The sequence below is a fragment of the Mycobacterium appelbergii genome, from assembly GCF_032883035.1.
GTDB classification, from domain to species: Bacteria; Actinomycetota; Actinomycetes; order Mycobacteriales; family Mycobacteriaceae; genus Mycobacterium; species Mycobacterium appelbergii.
In genome coordinates this window covers 149,178-171,290 of record NZ_JAMQTH010000012.1, presented here as the reverse complement: position 1 = coordinate 171,290, position 22,113 = coordinate 149,178, and the positions used below count along the sequence as shown (strand labels likewise).

Annotated in this window: 18 protein-coding genes and 1 pseudogene; 6 read left to right on the top strand and 13 right to left on the bottom strand. The window is 62.1% G+C overall.

What is annotated here, in order from left to right; all coding sequences use genetic code 11:
* Positions 1-189 precede the first annotated feature (189 nt).
* Positions 190-1,212, top strand: a complete 1,023-nt coding sequence (locus tag M1247_RS25925; protein ID WP_317159272.1) for an alcohol dehydrogenase catalytic domain-containing protein — start codon at positions 190-192, stop codon at positions 1,210-1,212.
* Between the two features lie 60 nt (positions 1,213-1,272).
* On the opposite strand, the pseudogene M1247_RS25920 reads toward M1247_RS25925, so the two are convergent.
* Positions 1,273-1,395 (bottom strand): annotated as a pseudogene (locus M1247_RS25920) (hypothetical protein); the annotation flags it as partial.
* 721 nt (positions 1,396-2,116) lie between these two features.
* Between M1247_RS25920 and M1247_RS25915 the strand changes: the two are divergent.
* From M1247_RS25915 to M1247_RS25905, 3 genes are all read left to right on the top strand, one after another.
* Entirely contained in the window at positions 2,117-3,532 is a 1,416-nt protein-coding gene (locus M1247_RS25915) for an NAD(P)/FAD-dependent oxidoreductase (RefSeq protein ID WP_317159271.1), read from the top strand.
* Positions 3,533-3,661: 129 nt separating this feature from the next.
* On the top strand, positions 3,662-4,204 hold the full coding sequence (locus tag M1247_RS25910; RefSeq protein WP_317159368.1) for a TetR/AcrR family transcriptional regulator: 543 nt from the start codon (positions 3,662-3,664) through the stop codon (positions 4,202-4,204).
* Between the two features lie 67 nt (positions 4,205-4,271).
* On the top strand, positions 4,272-4,934 hold the full coding sequence (locus M1247_RS25905) for an NAD(P)H-dependent oxidoreductase (protein ID WP_317159270.1): 663 nt from the start codon (positions 4,272-4,274) through the stop codon (positions 4,932-4,934).
* 335 nt (positions 4,935-5,269) lie between these two features.
* On the opposite strand, the gene M1247_RS25900 is transcribed toward M1247_RS25905, so the two are convergent.
* Both M1247_RS25900 and M1247_RS25895 read right to left on the bottom strand, forming a co-directional pair.
* Entirely contained in the window at positions 5,270-6,016 is a 747-nt protein-coding gene (locus M1247_RS25900) for an SDR family oxidoreductase (RefSeq protein WP_317159269.1), read from the bottom strand.
* A gap of 188 nt (positions 6,017-6,204) precedes the next feature.
* A complete protein-coding gene (locus M1247_RS25895; protein ID WP_317159268.1) occupies positions 6,205-6,567 on the bottom strand; it encodes a DUF6616 family protein in 363 nt (120 codons plus the stop codon).
* A gap of 371 nt (positions 6,568-6,938) precedes the next feature.
* Here M1247_RS25895 and M1247_RS25890 point away from each other — a divergent pair, with 371 nt between their 5' ends.
* Positions 6,939-7,172 carry a hypothetical protein gene (locus tag M1247_RS25890; protein WP_317159267.1) on the top strand — a complete coding sequence of 78 codons (234 nt, stop codon included), beginning with the start codon at positions 6,939-6,941 and terminating at the stop codon, positions 7,170-7,172.
* Positions 7,169-8,821: an amidohydrolase gene (locus M1247_RS25885; RefSeq protein WP_317159266.1), complete on the top strand. Its 1,653-nt coding sequence runs from the start codon at positions 7,169-7,171 to the stop codon at positions 8,819-8,821. Before M1247_RS25890 ends, M1247_RS25885 begins: the two co-directional genes overlap by 4 nt.
* A 96-nt stretch (positions 8,822-8,917) precedes the next feature.
* Here M1247_RS25885 and M1247_RS25880 read toward each other — a convergent pair whose 3' ends face one another.
* The 10 genes from M1247_RS25880 to M1247_RS25830 all read right to left on the bottom strand — a co-directional run bounded on the left by M1247_RS25880 (position 8,918) and on the right by M1247_RS25830 (position 21,904).
* A complete protein-coding gene (locus M1247_RS25880; protein WP_317159265.1) occupies positions 8,918-9,670 on the bottom strand; it encodes a 5'-methylthioadenosine/adenosylhomocysteine nucleosidase in 753 nt (250 codons plus the stop codon).
* A gap of 91 nt (positions 9,671-9,761) precedes the next feature.
* Complete coding sequence (locus M1247_RS25875; protein WP_317159264.1) at positions 9,762-10,166, bottom strand: cupin domain-containing protein; 405 nt, start codon at positions 10,164-10,166, stop codon at positions 9,762-9,764.
* Between the two features lie 167 nt (positions 10,167-10,333).
* Positions 10,334-11,068, bottom strand: a complete 735-nt coding sequence (locus tag M1247_RS25870) for an RNA polymerase sigma factor (RefSeq protein ID WP_317159263.1) — start codon at positions 11,066-11,068, stop codon at positions 10,334-10,336.
* A gap of 754 nt (positions 11,069-11,822) precedes the next feature.
* A complete protein-coding gene (locus tag M1247_RS25860) occupies positions 11,823-13,001 on the bottom strand; it encodes an acyl-CoA dehydrogenase family protein (protein WP_317159262.1) in 1,179 nt (392 codons plus the stop codon).
* Positions 13,002-13,164: 163 nt separating this feature from the next.
* The gene (locus tag M1247_RS25855; RefSeq protein ID WP_317159261.1) at positions 13,165-16,086 is read right to left on the bottom strand and encodes an MMPL/RND family transporter; all 2,922 of its coding nucleotides are present in this window, start codon (positions 16,084-16,086) and stop codon (positions 13,165-13,167) included.
* 9 nt (positions 16,087-16,095) lie between these two features.
* The gene (locus tag M1247_RS25850) at positions 16,096-18,981 is read right to left on the bottom strand and encodes an MMPL/RND family transporter (RefSeq protein ID WP_317159260.1); all 2,886 of its coding nucleotides are present in this window, start codon (positions 18,979-18,981) and stop codon (positions 16,096-16,098) included.
* A complete protein-coding gene (locus tag M1247_RS25845; protein ID WP_317159367.1) occupies positions 18,978-19,397 on the bottom strand; it encodes an MmpS family transport accessory protein in 420 nt (139 codons plus the stop codon). The genes M1247_RS25850 and M1247_RS25845 overlap by 4 nt, the downstream gene beginning before the upstream one ends.
* A gap of 154 nt (positions 19,398-19,551) precedes the next feature.
* Positions 19,552-20,427, bottom strand: coding sequence for a DUF732 domain-containing protein (locus M1247_RS25840; RefSeq protein ID WP_317159259.1), 876 nt, complete (start codon positions 20,425-20,427; stop codon positions 19,552-19,554).
* A gap of 160 nt (positions 20,428-20,587) precedes the next feature.
* Complete coding sequence (locus M1247_RS25835; RefSeq protein WP_317159258.1) at positions 20,588-21,166, bottom strand: DUF308 domain-containing protein; 579 nt, start codon at positions 21,164-21,166, stop codon at positions 20,588-20,590.
* A gap of 147 nt (positions 21,167-21,313) precedes the next feature.
* On the bottom strand, positions 21,314-21,904 hold the full coding sequence (locus M1247_RS25830; protein WP_317159257.1) for a TetR/AcrR family transcriptional regulator: 591 nt from the start codon (positions 21,902-21,904) through the stop codon (positions 21,314-21,316).
* Positions 21,905-22,113 lie beyond the last annotated feature (209 nt).

Here is a 22,113-nt window from a genome sequence, read left to right as displayed (position 1 = left end):
ATCGTCACGAACTTGACCCGTGATATGCGTAATCCCGCGTGCAGGAGGGCCTTCCGCCCCGGGGAGAGTTTGCAGCCCACTCGGCCGATGCGAGAGGCGCGGCCTTGAACCGTCACCACTGCCGCCTCCTTTCAGGCATCGACAAACTGAGCGCTATACCACTGAATCGTTTGGAGCACTATGGACGTAATGAAGTCACTTATGTATGCCCAACGCGGGGTAGTCGAGTGGCGCGAAGCGCCGGCACCCAAGCTGACCGCAGGGACTGACGTGTTGATCCGTCCGATCGCGGCTAGCTTCTGCGACCTCGATCGGGCCATCGCGCATGGTCGGACGCCACTTGACGGCCCATTCGCGATCGGCCACGAAGCAGTCGGCGAAGTCGTCGACCTCGGCGATGCAGCGGCGAGCACCCTGACCATCGGGCAGAACGTCGTCGTCCCGTTCTACGTGGCCTGTGGCACCTGCGATCGGTGCGTCGGCGGACATCCGGTCAGCTGTCGTCGCACGCCCTGGCTCGCAAGCTACGGCAACCCGGTGGGCGGCTCATGGGGTGGCTTGTTCGACGATCTTGTGCGCGTTCCGTACGGAGCCACCTCCGTGATCCCGCTGCCGCCGCTAGTGACGCCGCTGCTGGCCGCGTCGGTCGGGGACAACATGACCGACGCGTATTACGGGATCGGGCCATACCTGGAGCAGGATAGAGGCGCCTCGGTGCTCGTCCTCGGCGGCACGCCGTCGCTTGGGCTGTTGGTCACGATGTTCGCCGTTCTTCTCGGTTCCGGATCGGTGACTTACGTCGACAACGATCCGCAACGCTGTGCCATGGCCGGCACCTTGGGCGCCACGGTCGTGGAGACCGATCTACCCGAGCGCGTCGAGGGTGACTTCGACTTGGTAGTGGAGGCGCATGGCGATTTCCGGCGCGCGCCGGCGGTGGCAGTGCGATCGGTCCGGCCCGGTGGACGATGCCATCTGCGTTGCGTCTACTTCGGTGACGTGGCAATCCCATTCCTGGAAGCCTCGGAGAAGGGTGTGACGATTGAGGTCGGGTTGCCTCAGGTCGGCGTTCTGGCGCCGCGTGTCCTTGACATCCTTGTCAGCGCCGGAGCAGCCGTGCAACCCCTTCTGCGGGCGCACCACGATTGGGTCGACGCCCCGAACGCCATCCTCGACACGGCCCCAGGGAAACCGGTGTTCGTGCGCTCTTGACCGTCATCCGTTGATACATGGACACCGTTGTGCAGCAGACCCTCCAAGAGACCTCTCGGAGCGGGCTGGTGTGATCCACGACAGCTGTTCGAGTCCGACGCGGTCGGTCACCGGGATCAGACCTCCGGAGAACACTAGTTGCGACATCACCGCGACAACGAGCAGCAGCATGATCTGCTCGCTGGGCGAGGTTGGTTCGGAGCCTCACCGAGTGGATCGGGAAGCTCGGGGCCAGTCGTCCCCGGCACGGCGAGCGACAGCACGCCCATGATGGACGGCAGCAGCTCCATGAACGCGACGACAAAGGTCGAATGATTCTGTCCCAAGGCTCGTTTCATTGGGTATGGAAGGGTGCTGTCTCGCGACTGGATCGGCGATGTCAGCAGTAGCACGATCCGATATCCATGCGATCAATTTCGCGAGTCTGATCCTGGCGGCGATAATGCCGTGGCGTCGGCGACGCCCAGCCAGATCGGCGCGTCGGTGGGCACCACGAACTGCCCGCGGCATCGCAGCCTTCCGCCCTGGGTGAACCATCCAATCGATAACATCATCTTACTATCAATGATATTCACCAAATATCCACCACAATAGGCCGATCCGGCACATCAGCCTGCCGCAGGGGCCGCCGGGACCTAGCCGGAGATGACGTAAGCCTGCCGCCATCGGATCGGTGACCCGCGCTCACGACCGCACGACAGGCGACCACGTGGCCGATGAATAGATCAACCTGCTCTGCCGTTTACACGAGACGAGTAGTGAACGCGAGCCTGCACATCGGAACCGTGAGACACGGATCCGCGGGCAGTCCATCAACCGCAGCGGCAACAGCATCGGGCAGCCGCCGACTACTCGTCGACAGGCCGACGAGGTGATCGACGCCGCATCTTCGAAGGGAGACAGCATGACTACGACCACCGACAACCCTCGACACATCTTCGACCGCTTGGTCCGCAACGACCCGCCCGCGGGCGGCACGTCGGCTTTGATCGACACAGCCTGCGTGCTGGGAGGCAGTATCGCAGGACTCTTCGCAGCACGAGCCCTCGCAGACCACGCGCGCTCAGTGGTGGTGATCGAACGCGACGAGGTCACCATGGAGGGACGTCCACGAGCAGGCACACCACACGACCGCCAGCTGCATGCGCTGTTACCTGCTGGGCGCTCATTCCTCGATCGTTGGCTCCCCGGCTTCACCCGCGAGGTTCTGGACCGCGGCGGCGTGCTGATCCGTTCTGATCAATTGGCCATCTTCGTGGGCGGTCGCCAACAGGTGGAGAGCCGCGGTTCGTCGATGCTAGGCGGGACGCGCCCGTTCCTGGAGTCATTGATCCGCAGTCGAGTACTCGCCACACCGAACGTGCGCACGATATCGGCGGTGGCCACCGGGATCGAGGTCCACGATAATGCTGTGCGCGCCATTCGGTACGTACAGCATGGCAAGGAGAGATCGCTCGCCGTCGACTTTGCGGTAGACGCCATGGGACGGTCCAGTAGGCTCGCCGCCTGGGTGGAAGGTGCTGGCTACCAGCGTCCGCCTCTCGAGCGTCTCCCTGCCGCGATCAATTATGCGACTGCACTTTTCGAGCGCACCACAGAGTCGAGTGAGATGCCGATCGTCAGTGCCCACGCGCGTCCCGTTGCCACCTTGAGGCCCGAAACACCGCACGCCTACGCGTTCCCCGTCGAATCCGATCAATGGATGGTGCTGCTGATGGAGTACGGGGATGACCGGCCTCCCACAACAATCGAAGCGTTCCGGGCGGCGTGCACGGCGCTGCCTGACGTCTTCGGACGGGCGGTCGCCGGCAAGGTCACCCGTGGCATTGAAACGTATCGGCAAGCAGACAGTCGCCGCCGGGATTTCACCGGCCTTGCGCGTTACCCTAGCCGGTTGATCAGCGTTGGCGACTCGGTAGCATCCTTCAATCCCATCTACGGCCAGGGCATGTCGTCGGCCGCCCTGCAAGCCAGTGCCCTGTCCGAGTACTTGACCTCCCGTCCAAGCCTCGACCGCGCGGCGACCGAGTACTTCACACTGCAGTCCGTTGTCGTCGACGCAGCATGGACCATGTCCGCAGGTGTGGACGCGGCCCGGCTCGACGCCATCAACAGGGTCGATGTGGCCGACGATGTCAAACAGCGGCGATGGGCGCTCGACCAGGTGATGAAAGCCGCCCAGGTTGACCCGGTACTGACCGAGGCTTCCAGCGCAGTAACGGCCATGCTCGCTCACCCTTCGACACTCGCCGAACCGGCGCTACTCGAGCGAGCGGTGGCAGTCAACCGGCAAGGCTGCGATGAATCGACACTGGCCTGATCCGTCATCGTCTTCGCCCGCGCTCCATGTTGACTGCGCGTCAGTTGCAGTGATGGCGTACCAAGGCTTCTACTGCTCACTTCACGCTTGCCGATGTAAAACGATCGTTGTACCGTGTTTTTGGTGACGATGAAATCGCATATCGTCGTGAGCGCAGAACAAGTCTTCGACCGCGATGGGTTCACCGCGACAGGTGTGGATAGCGTGGCCGCGGCGGCGGGTGTTTCGAGCCGCACGCTATACAAGCATGTTGGCAGCAAAAGCGCACTAGTCGCTGCGGTGCTTGAGCAGAGGGAAAGTCGTTTCTTCGGCGAATTGGACGCCAACGATGTGGACGGGCTGTTCGCTGCTCTCGAAGCGTGGACGATCGCCGTCGGCACCAGAGGATGTTTGTTCTTTCGCGCCGAGAGTGAGACGGGCGGAACAGATCCGGCGATCGCACAAGCGGTTGAGTCCTACCGGCACAATCTTGTCGACTTGGTTCGCGACCTTGTCGAAGCTGAAGTGGGTGACCGCAACAGCGGCCTACTCTCCGAACAGATTTTGGTGCTCATCGAGGGGTGCGTATCAGCCGCGACCTATCGCGGTATCGCCTCCATCCGCGCGGCGCGCTCGGCTGCCGCGACGCTGATCCGAAATCACCTGATTGCGGGCGACGCCAAAAGTCAGTAAGGCAAGGGGCGGTGAGCCGCACCATTCACGCAATCGACGCCAATCTCCCGAGAAGCTGGAGTTCGCAGTGCATTTACTCACTGTCTGTTCACATCCGTTCGTCGACCGGTACCCGACGGCGGTGATGAATGCATTCCACGAGCCATTTCAGGCAGCGGGCTGTTCCATCGATACGCTTGACCTTCATCAAGAAGGTTTCGACCCCCGCTTCACCCGCGAAGACCATGCGCATTTCTGGGGCGGGCCGGTGCCGGACGAGATCGCGGCGATGCACCGCAGGGTCGAGAAGGCGGGCAGGCTCGCCTTCGTATTTCCGGTCTACTGGTGGGGCATGCCGGCCATGATGAAGGGATGGATCGAGCGAGTCTTCACGGGTGGCTGGGCGTACCAGTACGGCGAAGGCGTGGACGACAGGGGAAAGGAACCACCGACGTCGCTACTGCGAAATGTTCCAACCACCTTGATTGGAATCGGAGGCTCAGCAAAGCGCACCTATGACAAGTACGGGTACGCGGACGCGATGAAGACCCAGATCGATGTCGGGGTATTCGCCTTTTGCGGTGTGACAGACGTGGAAAGCCATCTCATTTACGACGTAGAAGGAGATCACAACGCGACCATCCGCGCCGATGGGCTGAGGCAGGCGCGAGATATCGGTCGCGCGTTCCTCTCACCCGAACGGGTCAGCCGAAACGCTAAAGAGGAACACCTGCGCCGAAGGGCCTTGTGAGGGGACCACTACTGCGCTCCGAGATCAGTTACCACATCCAGAGTTTCGTGACTAAGGAACACTAGGAGCATCGTCCTCGACAGACACCCCGTCGGTACCGTCCCGCGATCGATCCTCAGCTCGAGGTCAGCGTTCTGTCCGGTTTCAGTCCATCGGCGATTCTCCCGAAAGGTCATCCAGGTATAGAGCGCCGGCTTTTGAAAGACGAAGTCGCGATCCGGCCCCGGTCACCCTGCAGAATGGGTTGCCCGCGGCGACGTCGAACCCGACCGGCTGCGTACGGCGTTGGAGCTGTAGTGGTAGTCGGCGGGGCCACAGAGCTGCATTTGCGACCGTCACGCCGTGTAGCCGCCGTCGACGTTCAGGTTCGCACCGGTTACGTAGCTGGACTCCGAGCCAGCCAGGAAACTCACCATGGCGGCGACCTCACTGGTCTTTCCGTAACGTCCGAGCGCGGGCACCTGCTTCATGTACTCGGCGAAATCCCCTTTGTCTGGATTCATGTCGGTGGTGATCGGCCCCGGCTGCACGTTGTTCACGGTGATGCCGCGTGGGCCGAGATCGCGGGCCAGTCCACGGGTGAAGGATGATACCGCGCCCTTGGTCATCGCGTAGGCCGACAGTGACGTGGGAGCCGAGACGCGGTCGGCGTTGCAACTGCCGATGTTGATGATGCGCGCGCCGTCGCGAAGATGCTTGAGTGCGCTGTGAACCGTCCAGAACGTGCCACCGATGTTGATCGCCACCAACCGGTCGTACTGCTCCTGGGTGAACTCGTCGACCGGTACCGGATAAAGGATGCCGGCGTTGTTCACAACAATGTCCAGGCCACCGAGTTCGGCGGCGGCCGTGTCGACGGCGGCCGCAGTCTGCGTTGGGTCGGCGGCGTCGGCCTGGATCGCCACTGCCTTCGCGCCGTTCGCGGTCACGTGGCCGACGAGTTCGTCGGCCTCGGCCTGCGACGCTGAATAGGTGAAGGCCACCGCGGCACCGTCAGCGGTCAGTCGCCGGACAATCTCCGCGCCGATCCCCCGCGATCCGCCGGTGACCAGTGCTCGCCGTCCAGTAAGCGCTGTACTCATTTCGAGGACTCCTTGTAATTACGAACCGATCTGTTACTTAGTACGGTGAGGTCAAGACCGTTAGGCGGCGAACGTATTCCTGATATGACCTACTTCACACCAAGAAAGGCGGTACGACGTGACAGTCGGACGGCCGCGGGAGGTCGACCCGCCGAGTCAGCCCCTGACGTCGTCGATGGGACGCCGAGCTACTGACCCTGTGCCGTCACAGTCTGCAGCAGAACGTTATTCGCCAGCACCTCGGCCGCCGTATCGACGGCGCCGCTCAGGTTGACCTGGTCAAAATAGTCATACCACCCCGATGCCTTGATGCCGGATTCGAACCCACGCTGCAGGTCGGCATCAGGCACTCGGTACACGCAGAAAAAGTCATACGGCGCACGCCGATCCGTGACGGGATCGTTAACCGCGTAGCCCAGGATCTCGACGCCCTCTGTCTGCAGGCCGGCCAAGACGTCTAGCACCGTGCCGACGAACGCCTCCCGCTCCGGAACGCTCAACTCGATCCACTTCTGCTTGTAGCTGTACATCTCAACAAACAGCTGTTGCACAACAACACCTTTCACTTGATCTATATCGACAGAGTGCCGCAAGCCATTAGCACATTGCACGCCCAAGGAAACACGGTGTTTCCGTGTGGCTATCCGATGGATCGTCGCCCATCATCTAAACGGCCGTCATGGCCGATCCATTCGCTGCCATCGCGTCCTGCGTCCGACTTCATCGGTTATGGGCCGGCCCACAGTGTTTTCATCGCATTGCAACCAGGATGCGGTTCGCCGGAGCATCGCGAACGGTCACGCGACACTCGGCGTTCTGATGGTCGTCACACGTGACTGACAATCGCGTACTCCGCCAGGACGCACGACCCGGAAGGGCAGCATTGACAACGACTGAGACCACCTGGACCAGAGATGGGCTATTGGACGCAGCCCGCGGCCTTCCAGCCCACCTGCGTGAACTCGCCGACTACGGCGACACTCGTCAGCGCACCACCGGCGAAGTCAATCTCGCTACGATGATGGATATCATCGAACTCCTTGACGAGGCCGATGATTCCGGGACGCGTCACATCGGGTTGAACTCCGCTATCGGCAACGAAGTCTTCGGCAAAAGCCGCCTCGCAGTGCCGAATCAGATCGGCCCCACGCTATGAGCAAGTCACCCGACCTGATCGTCACCAATGCCCGTATCTACACTTGCGATTCGTCGTCGCCCTGGGCCGAAGCACTCGCAGTTTCGGGCGGGGCGATCACCGCAGTAGGGACCTCTCACCAGATCGACGCGCTCGCCACACCCGCGACCGAAGTAGTCAACGCCGACGGCCGCATGCTGATGCCGGGCCTTACCGATATTCATGCCCACCTCATGTTCGGCGGTACTCAGATTGCTTGGGAACTCACCACTCAACCCGATGACAGCCTCGATGCCATCCTCGCCAAGGTTTCTGCCTATTCGCAGACGATTACCGCCGACGAATGGGTAATCGGCGGCATCGTCGGCAGCCCGGTGCTGGACCAGCTCGCATCCGGCGGATATCTCGCGGCTCTCGACGCCGCGGCCGGCGAACGGCCCGTGCTGCTCCGTGACGACTCGTATCACAACCGCTGGGTCAATTCGAAGGCACTCGAGCTCATGGGCGTGGACCACTCGACGCCCGACCCACCCGACGGCACAATCGTGCGAGATCGCGACGGTAACATGACCGGCGTCCTCTACGAGTCCGCGTGCACACTGGCCGAACGCGCTGCAGCGGCGTCGATCGACAACCAGTCGGCGCGTGACCGGCGGGCAATCCGGGCCGCGATCGAATTCATGAATTCATACGGTATCACCGCAATTCAGGATGCCGCTACACTGCAGCCGTCACTACGTGCCCTCGACGAACTCGATGACGAAGGCGAACTGACCGCGTGGGTGGTCGCCACACTTCCCGTCCGGCCATATATGTCCGATGACATCGTGGGCGCCGAGTTATTCGCCGCCGCGCCAGGTTCCCGACGGCACCAGATCCGCCCTGACTTTGCCAAGTTCTTCCTTGACGGTGTCCCGATGACGCGAACCTCAGCCCTGCTCGAACCATATATTTGTCACGGCGCGCACGAAGACCCAACCGACACTGGGTCGTTACTGTGGACCGACGATGACCTCATCGCCGCATTGGAACGTTGCCACCAACTCGGGCTCGGAGCCAAACTGCACGCTACCGGCGATCGTTCCGTCCGGCAGGCGCTCGACGCCATCCAGACAGTCCGCGAACGGCACGGCGGTCTGCGGTACCACATCTCCCACGTGCCCTTCGTCGCCCCCTCCGACCTTCCGCGATTCGCCGCACTGGACGTCGTCGCCGAGGCATCCCCCTACATATGGTTTCCCACACCGATGTTGGCGAGCCTCAACTCACAGATCCCGCCATCACTCGCCGACCGATCGTGGCCATTTCGAGAACTTCTCGATCACCACGCGCAGTTGGCAGTCGGGTCTGACTGGCCCATCGCGCACACACCTGATCCCTGGATGGCCATGGAAGCCTTAATCACTCGGGCCAATCCAGACCCCAAGCACACCGGATTCAGTAACCCGACGGCCGCCATCACGTTAGACGAGACGATCTCGGCATTTACCCGTTCCAACGCAACCGCAATGGGTATGGGCGACACCATCGGTATGCTCGCACCGGGCCGATCGGCCGACTTCATCGTGTTGAACAACAACCTCTTCGACATCGAGACGAGTGCCATCCACAAGACGAAAGTCCTCCAAACTTACTTCCGGGGACGGCGGGTCTACGGTCCAACACTGTGAACCACGTCGAGTGGTCGGTGCCACGACGCCTCGGCGCTCGTCAACCGTTAGGAGGTCTACGCGCTACCAACAACTCGGCTGCCTGTACCGCAACTGTCAGAGCACTGGTAGGAGCGTGCGTAACACCATGGCCGATGCCACGGCGACCTCGCTCACGAACTGATTGAACTCGAACTGCGAATCTTGGCCCGCAAGATCCGACAGTGCCCGGATCACCAGCCAACCGATGCCGAATGCCTCGCAGACCTGCGCCACCGCGCCGCCCTCCATCTCAATGGCGTGCGCGCCGAACTGGCGGTGCAGTCGAGCCCGCGTCGGCTCGCTGTGCAGGTATTGATCACCCGACAGCACAGTGCCGTACACGATCTGAGGTGGGCGCCCCTGCCCGCCCGCTACTGGAGACAGCGGCCGCAGACTGACGCCACTCAACGCACCCTTGACCTTGTCGAGCACCGCCGCACCGACGTCATATCCGAGACGGTCGGTCGGGTTGATGAACGGTACATGACCGGCCTGATAGGTCTGCAATCGTTCGTTCTCGATCAAACCGGCGTCGTGCTGGATCAGCTGATCGGCGACGACGACATCGCCCACCTTCAGATCCGGATCCAACCCGCCCGCCACCCCCGAGAAAACAATTGTGCGGCAGCCGAAACCGTGGGCCAACGCGGTCGTCACCAGTGCCGCGTTGACCTTACCCATACCCGTCTCAGCCAGCACGACATCATGACCGTCGAGCGAACCGGTATCGAAACGGGTGTGGGCGATGCTCACACCGTCGACATTGGTCATCGCGTTACGAAGATGCGCTAGCTCCTGCGGGATGGCAGAGATCAAACCTATTGTCACAACAGCAGTTTACGTGCATCACCGCGTTCTTGCTCTCGGAAGCCTTTTGCACACATCGACGTTAGTACACTTCCGGAACGCCGGCCCTCGGCTACTCGAAGTCACATCCCGGGTTTGGCACGCTGTCCGAGGTACGGGCTCCGGCTGGATCTACATAGGTCACCTCGAGGACCATCGGCGTCGTGCCCAGGTTCCGGGCGATGTGTACGTGTTCCGGCCCCGTGGGGTCAGTAATCGGATCTCCGACTCGATACACCCCATCTTGCCGGCAATCGGCCGAATAGTGCGTCAACTCGCCAGCCTTCACAATGCCGTAGATCGCGCCGCGATGGGTGTGCCACCCCGTACTGCCACCGGGAGCAATTGTGATGTCGGTGACGATGTAGTCCTTACCTCCTGTCGTGTTCGTGGACAGCACCGACGCGGTGACACCAATAGGCGCAGTCGCAACAGCAACCGGCGCGATCGCCGTCGTCAACGTCAACGTCAACGTCATCCCGGTGAGCGACAGGCACGTCGCCGCCTTGGCGGTAAGTCGGCTTGTGCCGCCTCGTATGACGGTAGATCGTTCGTTCATAGCGGCATCACTCCTCAAGTGATCGTGTAGTGCGCACTTGGCTCTGACCTCCGCCGCCGCAAGGGTGGCAGAACACCCGGGCGGCGTCATTGACGGGGCAAGGGGCGATCGCCACCGGGCACGGCGAGGGCCTCGCGAAGCAGCGCTTTGCCGCGATGCAATCTTGAGCCCACGGTTCCGACAGGGATATCGAGCAGAGTGGCTATTTCAGTGTTGCGATACCCGGCGATACAGGCGTAGTAGACAATTGCGCGCAGCTCGTCGGGCAACCCTCGCAAAGCCAACTCGACGTCACCGGGTATTGATCGCAGCGCTTGAGATTCCGCGGACGCCACCCAGCCGGCCCTGGTGTGAGAAGCGTCGAAACCTAATCGCGCTTCGCTGAGTTCGGCGATGAGATGTTCTGCGGGACGACGCTGGGACGAGCGATGCTTGTCGATCCAGGTGTTGGACATGATCTTTGAAAGCCAGGATATGAGGTGGGTTCCTTCGCGGTAGCTGTCGAAGGATACGTAAGCCTTCAGCAGGGTTTCCTGCACGAGGTCTTCCGCGTCGGCGCGTTGGCGGGTCAACCGCACGGCGTTACGGACGAGATAATCATGCACCGGCTCCGTTTCGCGGATGAATCGTTCGTGGGTGCGGCGTTTGTCGACGATTCCGTTCGGAGCTTCCGTGAGCCGTCGCCCACCGTTGAGTGGGCGGCAGCCAACACCATAGGGCCCGCCATACTCACGGACTGGCGGATAGGAGGCATCCGCAGTGGAAGGTTCATACTGATCAGCTTGTCGCGTTGCGAACATCGGATCAATCTCCTTGATCACGTGGGTGTTCCATTGACCCGTCGGTGGGCCTCACATGCCGATGCCTGATGGCGTCATTGCCATCGGGTCCCGGCAGCGCTTCGCAAGGTGGGATCATCGTTTCGGCTAAGTTGCACGCACAATCGCGTGCCAGCACCGACGCTGATCACCGCGGCACCGGCTCGACCCAGCGAAATCGGCCGGTCGTCGAGGGTTCAGTCAGACATGGTCTCGCGTAGGGAAATGCGCGGGCCGATGCTCGGTGTCACACAACCGGGAACTGCTTGGCCAGCAACGCACACAAGGAGTAGCTGATTTCGGCCGAATGGTGCTCGGTTGCCGCAATCCCCGCTACAGCCTCGGCCCGACACTGGCCCGCCGACGTCCACTCCAGATCACCCGTGGCCGGAAGGCGATGATGGACAATGGCCCCACGAAGATTCGCTCTCGCAGCGATATGAGGATAACTGGCAGAAGTGACTGTGGCCATGTCCATTACCCTACCTTCTGGTAGGTAGCTTCAGCAAGGCGGACTCGGGACGAAGTCGCACAGCCTCACTGACGGCCAAGTCACTGCGCAACGTCTCGGCGGACCAGCCTCCCTCGGGACGTGGAGACAGATCGAGTTGGTCAGCCCAAGGCAGGAAGTTCCGTCACAAGCACCGCCTTCGTCGGAAGTAGTTCCACGATAAAGCAATCCGACTTGACCGCGTGGTGGCCGCGGCCATCAGTTTCCGGGCCGTCGGTGAGCGGGCTTAACCCCGCCGAGCGTTGACTACAACGTGGGCATGATCTGCTCCGGTATCCCGAGTAGTGCTTTGCCGAAGACTTCATTGCTGACAGTCGCGTTCAACCCCGCGTGCCGTGTCCCGGTGCTGATGTCGCGAACCAAACGTTGCAACGGGTTGGCGTCTGCCAGTCCGCCTGAACCGTGCACCGTCAACAGGCCGTTGGCGGCGGCGAGGATCTGCTGACCGGCGTACGCCGTCTCGGCCGAAGCCTGCGCGCGGTAGCGTGCATCCAACGGCTGCGCGGTGACCGCGTGACGCATCACCGTGACGGCGACCGACTGTGCATGCAGCCTTGCGGTCTGCAGCTTGAGGGCCGCGTCGGCGACCTGCAGCTGCACCCCAACCGATTCACGTTGGGTCTGAAAGACTGTCATCGGAACACCCTTGAACGCCGTCGCATCGACCACGTGGGCGAGTGCGGCCTTGCCGATCCCCAGCAACGGTCCCAGCACCGACGCGCCTATCACCCGGAACGGCAGCCGATACAGCGGCCCCAGGCTCGACGAGGACTCTTCGGTCAACAAGGAGATCGGGATGATCCGGTGCTCGGGGACAAAGACATCGGTGGCGATGAGGGTATTGCTGCCTGTGCCGCGCAGCCCCGCCGTGTGCCACGTATCCTCAACCTGGACATCACCAATGGGCATGAGACAGAACGCGATTTCAGTTGGCTGGCTGCCTTCACCACCGATCGTGGTCATAACTCCGGCCCACGAGGCATGCAACGAACCCGATGCGTAGCTCCACCGTCCGGTGACCATCACATCACCGTCGACCAAACGGCCGGTCCCCGCGCCGGCGCCACCACCCGCGATTCGAGAATCGGGATCGGTGCCGAAGACCTCGTCGAGAGCTTGGGTGGGTGCGTGCGCGGCAACCCAAGCAGCCGCCGCGGCGATGCCGACCAGCCAGGCTGCCGAACCATCTGCCTCACCGAGGATTTCGGTGATCTCCAGAATCGTGCCGAGATCGACTTCGTATCCGCTGTATAGGCGCGGGGTGAACAGCCGGAACATGCCGGCCTCGGTGAGTGCGGAAATCACCTCGTCGGCGGTGCGCCGGTGGGTGTCGCCGTAGTCGGCGAACTCCCGTAAGCAATCTTGGAGGCCACGTGCCGCGGTCAGCAGGTCTTCCCTGGTCGGGGTGACTTTAGTTGCTGTCAAGGCTGCTTCCGTTCTTCTCGTGTCGTGTTCTGGTTGAGCCGATCGTCAGATACCTATGGCATACCCGCCGGAGATCGGACCGGCGGCACACCTGATGAATTAGAACGCCGATCCAGCCGCAACCGTTCGTCGAACCGCGACCGAGAGGATGACGCCGGCCCACTCAACTCGATCCGCTTCCGCCCTGGTCGGGATGCTGCTGCCCGAGCAGCAATCGGACCAGCGGCCGTGGCCCGTAGGACCGCAACAACGTGCTGGCCGGCCGAGAGCGCACCCGCTGCGGCCACCAGAACCACCGCCCCAGTAATGCGGCGAGTGACGGAGTCATGAACGAGCGCACCACCAACGTGTCGAACAACAGGCCCAGGCCGATGGTGGTACCGATCTGACCGATGATGCGGAGGTCACTGACGACCATGGCCGCCATCGTCGCCGCGAACACCAAACCCGCCGACGTGACAACCTTTCCTGTGCCACCCATCGATCGGATGATCCCGGTGCTGATGCCCGCGGCGAGTTCTTCCTTCATGCGCGAGACCAACAGCAGGTTGTAGTCGGAACCCACCGCCAACAGGATGATCACCGACATCGCCAGGACTATCCAGTGCAGTTCGATGCCCAACAAGTACTGCCACAACAGCACGGAGAGTCCGAACGACGCACCCAACGAAAGAGCCACCGTGCCCACGATCGCCAGCGCCGCAACGAGACTGCGCGTAATGATGAGCATGATGAGGAACACCAGGCTGATCGCTGCGATCCCCGCGATCAGCAGGTCGTATGTGGAACCGTCGCGCCAGTCTTTGGCGGTCGACGCGGCACCGGCCACATCGATTCTGCTGTTGACCAATGAGGTTCCCTTGAGCGCCTCTTCGGCCGCGGTCCGAATTTGCTCAACGCGGGCTATGCCCGCGACGGTCGCCGGCTCGCCTCTGTGCGAAATGATGAATCGCACGGCCTTTCCGTCCGGCGACAGAAACTGCGTCATCGCGCGTTGGAAGTCGGGGTTATCGAACACCTCGGGCGGCAGATAGAACGAATCATCGTTCTTCGCGGCATCGAACGTCTGCCCCATGACGGCCGCGTCCTTGCTCGACTCTTCGGCCTGGGCGATCAAGCCCGACGTAGTGCTGTGCAGGGTGAGCGACATGGTGCGGAAGGTCTTTACGACGTCGACCAGCAGGGGAAGCTGCTCGAGTATCTGTGGTAAAAGTTTGTCGAGCTGGTCGATGTCGTCCACGAGTATCGCCAATTTGTCATCGAGTTCGTCCACGCCGTCCATGGTGTCGAATATGGATCGCAGCGACCAACAGATGGGAATGTCGAAACAGTGTGGTTCCCAATAGAAATAGTTGCGAACCGGACGCAGGAAATCATCGAAGAGCGCGATACTGCCCCGCAGATCGGCGGTGACCTCCTGCAGTTCGTGCGTATTCGCCACCATCCGATGGGTGGTAGCCGTGAGCTGTTCGAATATCCCGCGCAGATGCTGCAGGGTCGCGATCATGGTGTCCAGGTCGTCTGCCTGTTTGAGTATGTCGTCGATGCGCGACTTTTGGAAGTTCGTCACCTGCGCCTGACTGGCGTTCTGCAGGCTGAGTAGAAACGGTATCGACGTGTGTTCAATCGGGGTTCCCTCCGGCCGGGTAATCGCCTGCACCCGGGAGACCCCACGTACCTTGAACACCGCCTTGGCCAGCCGGTTCAGCACCAGGAAATCGGACGGATTCCGCAAATCGTGATCGGACTCGACCAGGAGAACTTCTGGTTGCAAACGAGATTGGGTGAAATGTCGTTCAGCAGCCTCGAACCCCTGATTGGCAGGAATGTCGCCGGAGATGTACGCCCGGTCGTCGTAACTGGTCTCGTACCCTGGCAGCGCCAGCAATCCGACCAGTGCCACCGCGCACGAGGCGACCAGGATAGGGCCCGGCCACCGGACGATCGCCGTGCCGATTCGTCGCCAACGACGCACTCGCAGTTTACGTTTGGGATCCAATAGGCCAAATCCGCTGGCCACGACGATTCCGGATGGAACCAACGTCACCGCGACAGCGACGGCTGCCACCATACCGATGGAGCACGGCACGCCCATGGTGTGGAAGTACGGCAACCGGGTGAAGGTGAGGCACAGAATAGCGCCGGCAATGGTCATGCCGGAGGCCAACACCACCGGAGCAGTGCCGCGAAACGTACTGTAGTACGCGGCTTCACGGTCTTCGCCGGCCTGCCGTGCCTCCTGATATCGGCCGAAATAGAAGATTCCGTAATCGGTTCCCGCCGCGATACTCAGGAACACCAACATATTGACGGCGAATGTCGAGAGCACGAAAACCTCATGATGACCGAGAAAGGCAACGATGCCACGCGCCGCGGCCAACTCGACACCCACCATGATCAGCAACAGAATGACCGTGACGATTGAACGGTAGACCAGGAGCAGCATCGCAAAGATGATCACGGCTGTTACCAGCGTGATCTTCAGGATGGACCGGTTGCCGCTGTGTTGCATGTCCGATGCGAGCGGCGCCGCGCCGGTCACGTACACGTGCACTCCGGGCGGGGCCGGCAGGTCGCCGACAATGCTGCGGACCGCGGCCACCGACTCCTCGCCAAGCGGAGTTCCTTGATTGCCGGCAAGGTTCAGCTGCGCGTAGGCGGCTTTGCCGTCGGGGCTCTGCACACTCGACGAGGTGAGCCGGTCTCCCCACAGATCCTGCACGTGCTCAACGTGTTTGTCATCGGTGCGCAGCTGTGCGACCAACCGGGCGTAGTACTCGTGTGCATCCTCACCGAGCGGGTCCATGCCCTCCAGAACGATCATCGCCGCGCTGTCCGAGTCCGATTCCTCGAATAGCTGCCCCATCCGCATCAGGGCCCTCGCCGACGGCGCATCCTGGGGCATGAGCGAGACCGAATTCTGCTCGGCGACCCGCTCGAGCGACGGGATGGCGGCTTTCCAGTCCCCTCCGACCGAGGCCAGATTCGTCACCAGCACCACCACGATCCAGGCGACGATGATGAGCGGGGAGAACTTGCGTATGGCGCGCGCGATGAACGGCGGCCGAGATTGGTGACTGCTCATACGACTCCGCTACTCCCCCAACAGGAGTGAACGCACCATCGGACGCGTTCCCATCGGCCGTAGCATGGTGCTGGCCGGGCGGGGACGCACCCGTTGCGGCCACCAGAACCAACGGCCCAACAGCGCAGCGATGGACGGCGTCATGAATGCGCGCACGACCAGTGTGTCGAACAGCAGGCCCAGGCCGATCGTGGTGCCCACCTGGCCGATCGTCAGCAGGTCGCTGACGATCATCGATCCCATCGTCGCGGCGAACACCAGACCGGCGGCCGTCACCACCTTGCCGGTACCGCCCATCGCCCGGATGATCCCGGTGTTGATCCCCGCGCCGATCTCTTCCTTCATCCGCGACACCAACAGCAGGTTGTAATCAGAACCGACCGCCAGCAAGACGATGACCGACATCGCCAGCACGACCCAGTTGATCTGGATGCCGAGAATGTACTGCCACAACAGGACTGACAATCCGAAGGATGCGCCCAACGACATTGCCACGGTCCCGACGATCACCAGCGCGGCAACGAGACTGCGCGTCATGATCACCATGATCAGGAAGATCAGGCACAGGGCCGCCACCCCGGCGATCAAGAGATCGATCTTCGAGCCGTCGACCAGGTCTTTCACTCCCGCCGCGGTTCCGGCGACCGACAGTTGCGCAGTTTCGAGTGGAGTGCCCTTGAGCGCCTCCTCGGCGGCGATCTGAATCGGTTCGACACGTGAAATACCCTCGGGCGTTGCTGGATCACTGCGCTGGGCGATGAGCAGACGCGCGGCCTTCCCGTCCGGGGAGAGGAATATCTTCATGATCCGTTTGAAATCCTCGTTCTCCAGAACGTCCGGCGGCAGGTAGAACGAATCGTCGTTGTTGGCCGCGTCGAAGGCCTTACCCATGACCGTTGCGTTGCCGCTTGAATCGTCCATCTGGTCAAAGATGCCGGACATGGTGCTGTGCATCGTGAGGATCATCGTGCGGCTGCTCTCCATGGTGGCGATCAACTGCGGGAACTGGAGCAGCAGTTGCGGCATGAGGCGGTCGAGTTGATCGAGGTTCTCGACCAGACCCTTCATCTTGTTGGCCACCTCGTCGACGCCGTCGATCGCATCGAATATGGATCTGATCGACTCGCAGATCGGGATGTCGAAACAGTGTGGTTCCCAATACAAATAGCTGCGCAACGGCCGCCAGAAGTCGTCAAAATCCGAGACATGATCACGCAAATCATTCGTGACACCTTGGAGGTCGTGGGTGGTCTCGACCGTGTTGTGCGTGACTGCCACCATCTGCTGCATCAACTCATACATGTGCTTCATCAGATTGAGCGTCGTGGTCATCTCGTCGGCTTGCTTGAGGAGATCGTCCATACGCTGTCTCTGGAAGGGCAGGCTCAGGCGTTGGCCGGCATTCGACATGCTCAGCATGAAAGGAATCGTTGAATGTTGGATCTGGGTTCCTTCGGGCCGGGTTATCGACTGCACGCTGGAGATTCCCGGAACCGCGAAAACCGCTTTGGCGAGCCGATTCAGGACCAGCAGATCGGCCGGATTCCGCATGTCATGATCGGCCTCCACCAACAGCAGGTCCGGCGTCGACGTCTTCGACTCGGGGAAATGTCGTGCTGCGGCGGCGAATCCCTGATTGGCAGGGATGTCCTGTGGAATGTATTTCTGGTCGCTGTAGCTGGGGTTGTATCCGGGCAACGTCAACAGACCAATCAGCGCGATCCCGACTGTCGCTACGAGGATCGGCGTGGGCCACCGGACAATCGTGGTGCCGACCCGACGCCAGCGGCGCGTGATCACCATCCGTTTGGGGTCGAAGATGCCGACCCGGCTACCGACCGCAATGGTCGCCGGCACCAGAGTCAGCGCGACGGCGACCGCAACCAGGATGCCCACCGCGCCGGGGATGCCCAACGGCCGGAAGTACGGCAGGCGGGTGAAGCTCAGGCATGCAATGCTGCCGGCGATCGTCACCCCGGAGGCCAGGACGACCTTCGCCACACTGCGATATGCCGTGTAATAGGCCGATTCCCGGTCTTCCCCGGCTTGGCGTGCCTCTTGGTACCGACCGGTGAAAAAGATCCCGTAGTCCGTGCCTGCCGCAATGCCGACCGACACCAACAGGTTGACGACATATGTGGTGAGACCGACGAGGCCGTGGAGGCCGAGAAAGGCGACCAGGCCCCTGGCCACCTGCAGCTCGACTGCGACCGTCAGCAGCAGAATGATGACCACAAGGAACGATCGGTAGAGCAGGAGCAACATCAAGAAGATCACACCGACCGTGACCAGGGTGATGAGCAACACCGTTCGGTTACCGCTCTGCCCCACGTCGGCCACTACCGCGGCCGGGCCGGTGACGTAAGCCTGGACCCCGGGTGGGAGGGGCGTCTTCTCTACGGTGTCCTTGACGGCCTTCACCGATTCATTTGCCAGAGCCTGTCCGAAGCTCCCGACGAGATTCAATTGAACGTAGGCGGCTTTGCCGTCAGCGCTCTGCGCGGCACCCGCCGTGAGCGGGTCGCCCCAGAAGTCCTGGACGTGCTGCACATGCGCCGTGTCGTCCTTCAATTGGCGAACGACGGAGTCGTAGTACCGGTGGGCATCATCGCCGAGCGGGTCCTGGCCCTCCAGAACGATGACAGCGACGCTTTCGGAATTCGATTCCTGGAACACCTCACCCATTCGCGTCATCGCCTTGACGGACGGGGCGTCGGGCGGACTCAGCGATACCGAATGCTGTTGTTCGACCACTTCCAGTGGGGGCACCGCGAGAGTCACCAAGACGGTGATCGCGACCCACCCCAGGATGATCAGCACCGAAAACTTGCGGATCGCCCATGCCAGCCGCGACGGCGCAGTACCGGCGTGCCGACCTATACCGCTGCGGTTCATGCGGACTTCAGAAGGCAAGAGGTGAACGCGTTCACCTCGTTGGATATTCTCTCGGCCTTGACGTCGTCATCCACCGTGATCCGGCAGCCGATGTTGTCAGTGTTCCCCTGGGCCATGATGCTGCCGACTGCAGTGGTCTTGGTGATGTCGAACACCAGCGACCAGGGCAATGCGACCCGCTGTATGAATTGCGGATCCGCGTCGATATCGAAATAACTGATATCAGCCATCGTCCCGGGTGGCCCGAAAACCTCGTACGTGAGCTTCTTGGGATCGAACGGTTTTGTGTCGTTGATTTTGGTATCAGCATAAACAGGACGCTGTTTGGAGCCGAATATCGAATGCAACCGCGTCACGGTGAAACCTCCTGCAGCGATCACCGCGAACGCCAACAACGGAATCCACAACCGCTGCAACAACTTAAAAATCGTACGTCTCCTCCGCTATCGCACCGGTCAGTTTGCCGGCATTGGAACCGGGACGCCTGTGTAGGGGAACGTGCATGCGGCCCCAACCGTTCGTTGACGGTGGAGCAGCCGTGAAAAGGTGTCCGCGTGGGGCAGGCAACGATCAGCCACCGAGCCGCATCTGAACACTCCGGGCCATCAATTGGTCGAAGGTGTAGTCGAACTCACCTCGGTGACCTACGGACACCACGTAATGGTCCTGCCCCTCGGTCACCTTGAGGGTGAAAGAGAACCTACAGTCGGCGGTGCCACCTTTACCGGCACCCAACGTGGTGCTGGCCAGGATTTCGCCTTTGCCATTCTTGACCGTGACCGCCGTGCCGCCGTTGACATCCGAATACCCACCTGCCCCCTGGCACGCGGCGCCGTCCGAGACGATCCCACCGAGGCCGTCATGATCCGCAAGTACGAAAGTGCCCTTCACCGTGGCGGTTTCGAGAACGTGGAAACCCTGGGAGAAATGCGGGCAAAAGATGTCCACGGCGATCTTGTCGGTCGGCAGACCCTGCTGCGGTTGGCCGCCCTCGAGCTGACGGCACACCAGCTTGCCGTGAGCGACGGCGTTGGCCTCCGAGTTGAACTGAGCCATCAAGCCGGCGTCGTCGAGTGCGGAGACATACCCGGCCTCCGGCGAGGGGCCGGTCCGGCGGCTTTCGACCTGCCGCGCCCCCACGACCGCGGCAACCATGACGATGATCGCGGTCACCGCGCCCGTTGCGATCCAGGACGAGCGGATGCTCGACCGCGACGTCGGTAACTCCACATAGTCCGGGAGAAGCCGGCCGCCGGCCGGGTCCGCGCCCTGGGACCGGCCGTCGCGCACCCGGTTGGTCGGCCTACCGGCGGCGTAGTACCGGCCCTCGTGGCGCGCGGTGGGATCCGGTCGCCACCCCGACAGAGCCGTGCGCGCGTGCAGTTGTCCGCAGCGGTCGCAGCTGCTGGTGCCGCCGGTGTCAGATCCGCAGTAGGGGCAAGTCATCTCAATTACCTCTCGAGGCACCGGCCACGCCGGCCAACGTTGCATGTCGGACATGCTTGCGCTGCAGCGCTTCTCGCGACAACCCATTGACGCCACGGTACTTTTCGCCGGTACCCGGTCCCCATACCTGCTTGGCCGACTCGAGGAGCCCAGGCAGGGGTCATGACCTCCGCTGAAGGGCCTCGCTGACGGTCAGCCAGATCGCCGAGACCAGGAAATAGAACGCTCCGAAGGCGGCATAGGGCGCGATCGCGGTGATATCCGGCGTCTCCGGCCCATTCGACTGCAGCAGCATCATGATTCCGGCTCCCGTGGACTGGACGCCGCTGAGGATCATCGGCCACTGCGCGCCGTAACCCTTCCAGCGACGCACCGCGGTCGCCAGTTGCAGAAGCCCCGACAACGCCGCCCACACACCGAACACGCCCAGCACCGCATTCATACTCACCGCCAGAGCAACGGCGACCGCAACGGTGGTCGCCACGCTGACCACGCTGTTGAAGGCTTGGGTGGGATTGCTCGCGAGTCCCCCATTGCGTTGTGCATCAACGAAGTTCGCCGCGGCATCCCACGCCGGATAGATGATCAGCAGAGCCGCGACGGAGGCGGTCGCACCGCCGGCCAAAGCGAAGGCAGCGCCCACCCACACCACCGAAAACACCGCACGGGTGAAGTAATAGCGGGTTAGCCACGCGCTGCCCGCGCTGGCCCGTTGGGTCTGATGAGTCGTCTCGGTCATGACATGCTCCTATCGTCCGAATTGCGGTCACGAGCAACCAGAGCATGGACAGTCCGCATGCTCCGCCCGCACCAAACCCCCCACGTGAGGGGTGAACCGAAGCAGCGTTATTGCGGCTTCGGAGTCTGTTGGCGAACTACTGGATGGTTATTCGTCAGCGTGTGATCGAAGTGCGTCGATGACCGGTCGCGTGATCGCGGCGAATGCCTGCGGGTCGCCGTAGGCCCGAGCGGACAACATGGCGCCGTGCATGGCTGCCATCAATGCCTCAGCCTCGACATGGGCGCTGCGCGTCAACGTGATCCGGCCTTCGTGGGCACCGCGTTCGAGCACTGACTCAAACCAGGCCGACAGGGCCAGGAAGTACGCCCGAACCTCTGCCACGATCTCCTCCGGAAGAATCGGGATCTGCGTAGCGAGCAACGCGCACAAGCAGTAACTGGTCTCAGGATCACCGATGCACGATTCCCAGTACCCCGTATAACTACGCAGCTGCTCGATCGGATCACGCACGTGGCGTGCGATCTCGGCGAACCCAGCCTCCGCCTGCTCGCGGTACTGCTGTACCAATGTCCGCACCAGATCAACCTTGGTCGGGAAATGATGGTGAATGCTCGCCTTACGAATGCCGACGACGGCGGCGATGTCGGCGTAGCTGAAGCCGTGGTAGCCGCCGGTGACGATCGACGAGCGCGCACATCGGAGGATCGCGTCGGCGGTGGAAACAGGAGCAGCCATGCCCGTTAACCTACCTTCTGATAGGTAGGGTTGCAACCATACGTCTCACCCTGGGCCGCTCGGCCTCGACCGCCGCCGCGCCGCTGGCCGTATCTTCGGCTGGGGCACGGCACTTTTCATGCAGCACCTCGACGCAGCTGTTCGAGACGTCATTCACCAGGCCCGCCGCAACGCCGACGCTCCGGCAGTGCAACACTGCTACGCGAGCG

Coding starts and splice junctions, on each gene's coding strand:
- M1247_RS25925 (WP_317159272.1), top strand. CDS start 190: ATGAAGTCACTTATGTATGCCCAACGCGGGGTAGTCGAGTGGCGCGAA.
- M1247_RS25915 (WP_317159271.1), top strand. CDS start 2,117: ATGACTACGACCACCGACAACCCTCGACACATCTTCGACCGCTTGGTC.
- M1247_RS25910 (WP_317159368.1), top strand. CDS start 3,662: ATGAAATCGCATATCGTCGTGAGCGCAGAACAAGTCTTCGACCGCGAT.
- M1247_RS25900 (WP_317159269.1), bottom strand. CDS start 6,016: ATGAGTACAGCGCTTACTGGACGGCGAGCACTGGTCACCGGCGGATCG.
- M1247_RS25885 (WP_317159266.1), top strand. CDS start 7,169: ATGAGCAAGTCACCCGACCTGATCGTCACCAATGCCCGTATCTACACT.
- M1247_RS25875 (WP_317159264.1), bottom strand. CDS start 10,166: ATGACGTTGACGTTGACGTTGACGACGGCGATCGCGCCGGTTGCTGTT.
- M1247_RS25855 (WP_317159261.1), bottom strand. CDS start 16,086: ATGAGCAGTCACCAATCTCGGCCGCCGTTCATCGCGCGCGCCATACGC.
- M1247_RS25850 (WP_317159260.1), bottom strand. CDS start 18,981: ATGAACCGCAGCGGTATAGGTCGGCACGCCGGTACTGCGCCGTCGCGG.
- M1247_RS25840 (WP_317159259.1), bottom strand. CDS start 20,427: ATGACTTGCCCCTACTGCGGATCTGACACCGGCGGCACCAGCAGCTGC.
- M1247_RS25835 (WP_317159258.1), bottom strand. CDS start 21,166: ATGACCGAGACGACTCATCAGACCCAACGGGCCAGCGCGGGCAGCGCG.
- M1247_RS25830 (WP_317159257.1), bottom strand. CDS start 21,904: ATGGCTGCTCCTGTTTCCACCGCCGACGCGATCCTCCGATGTGCGCGC.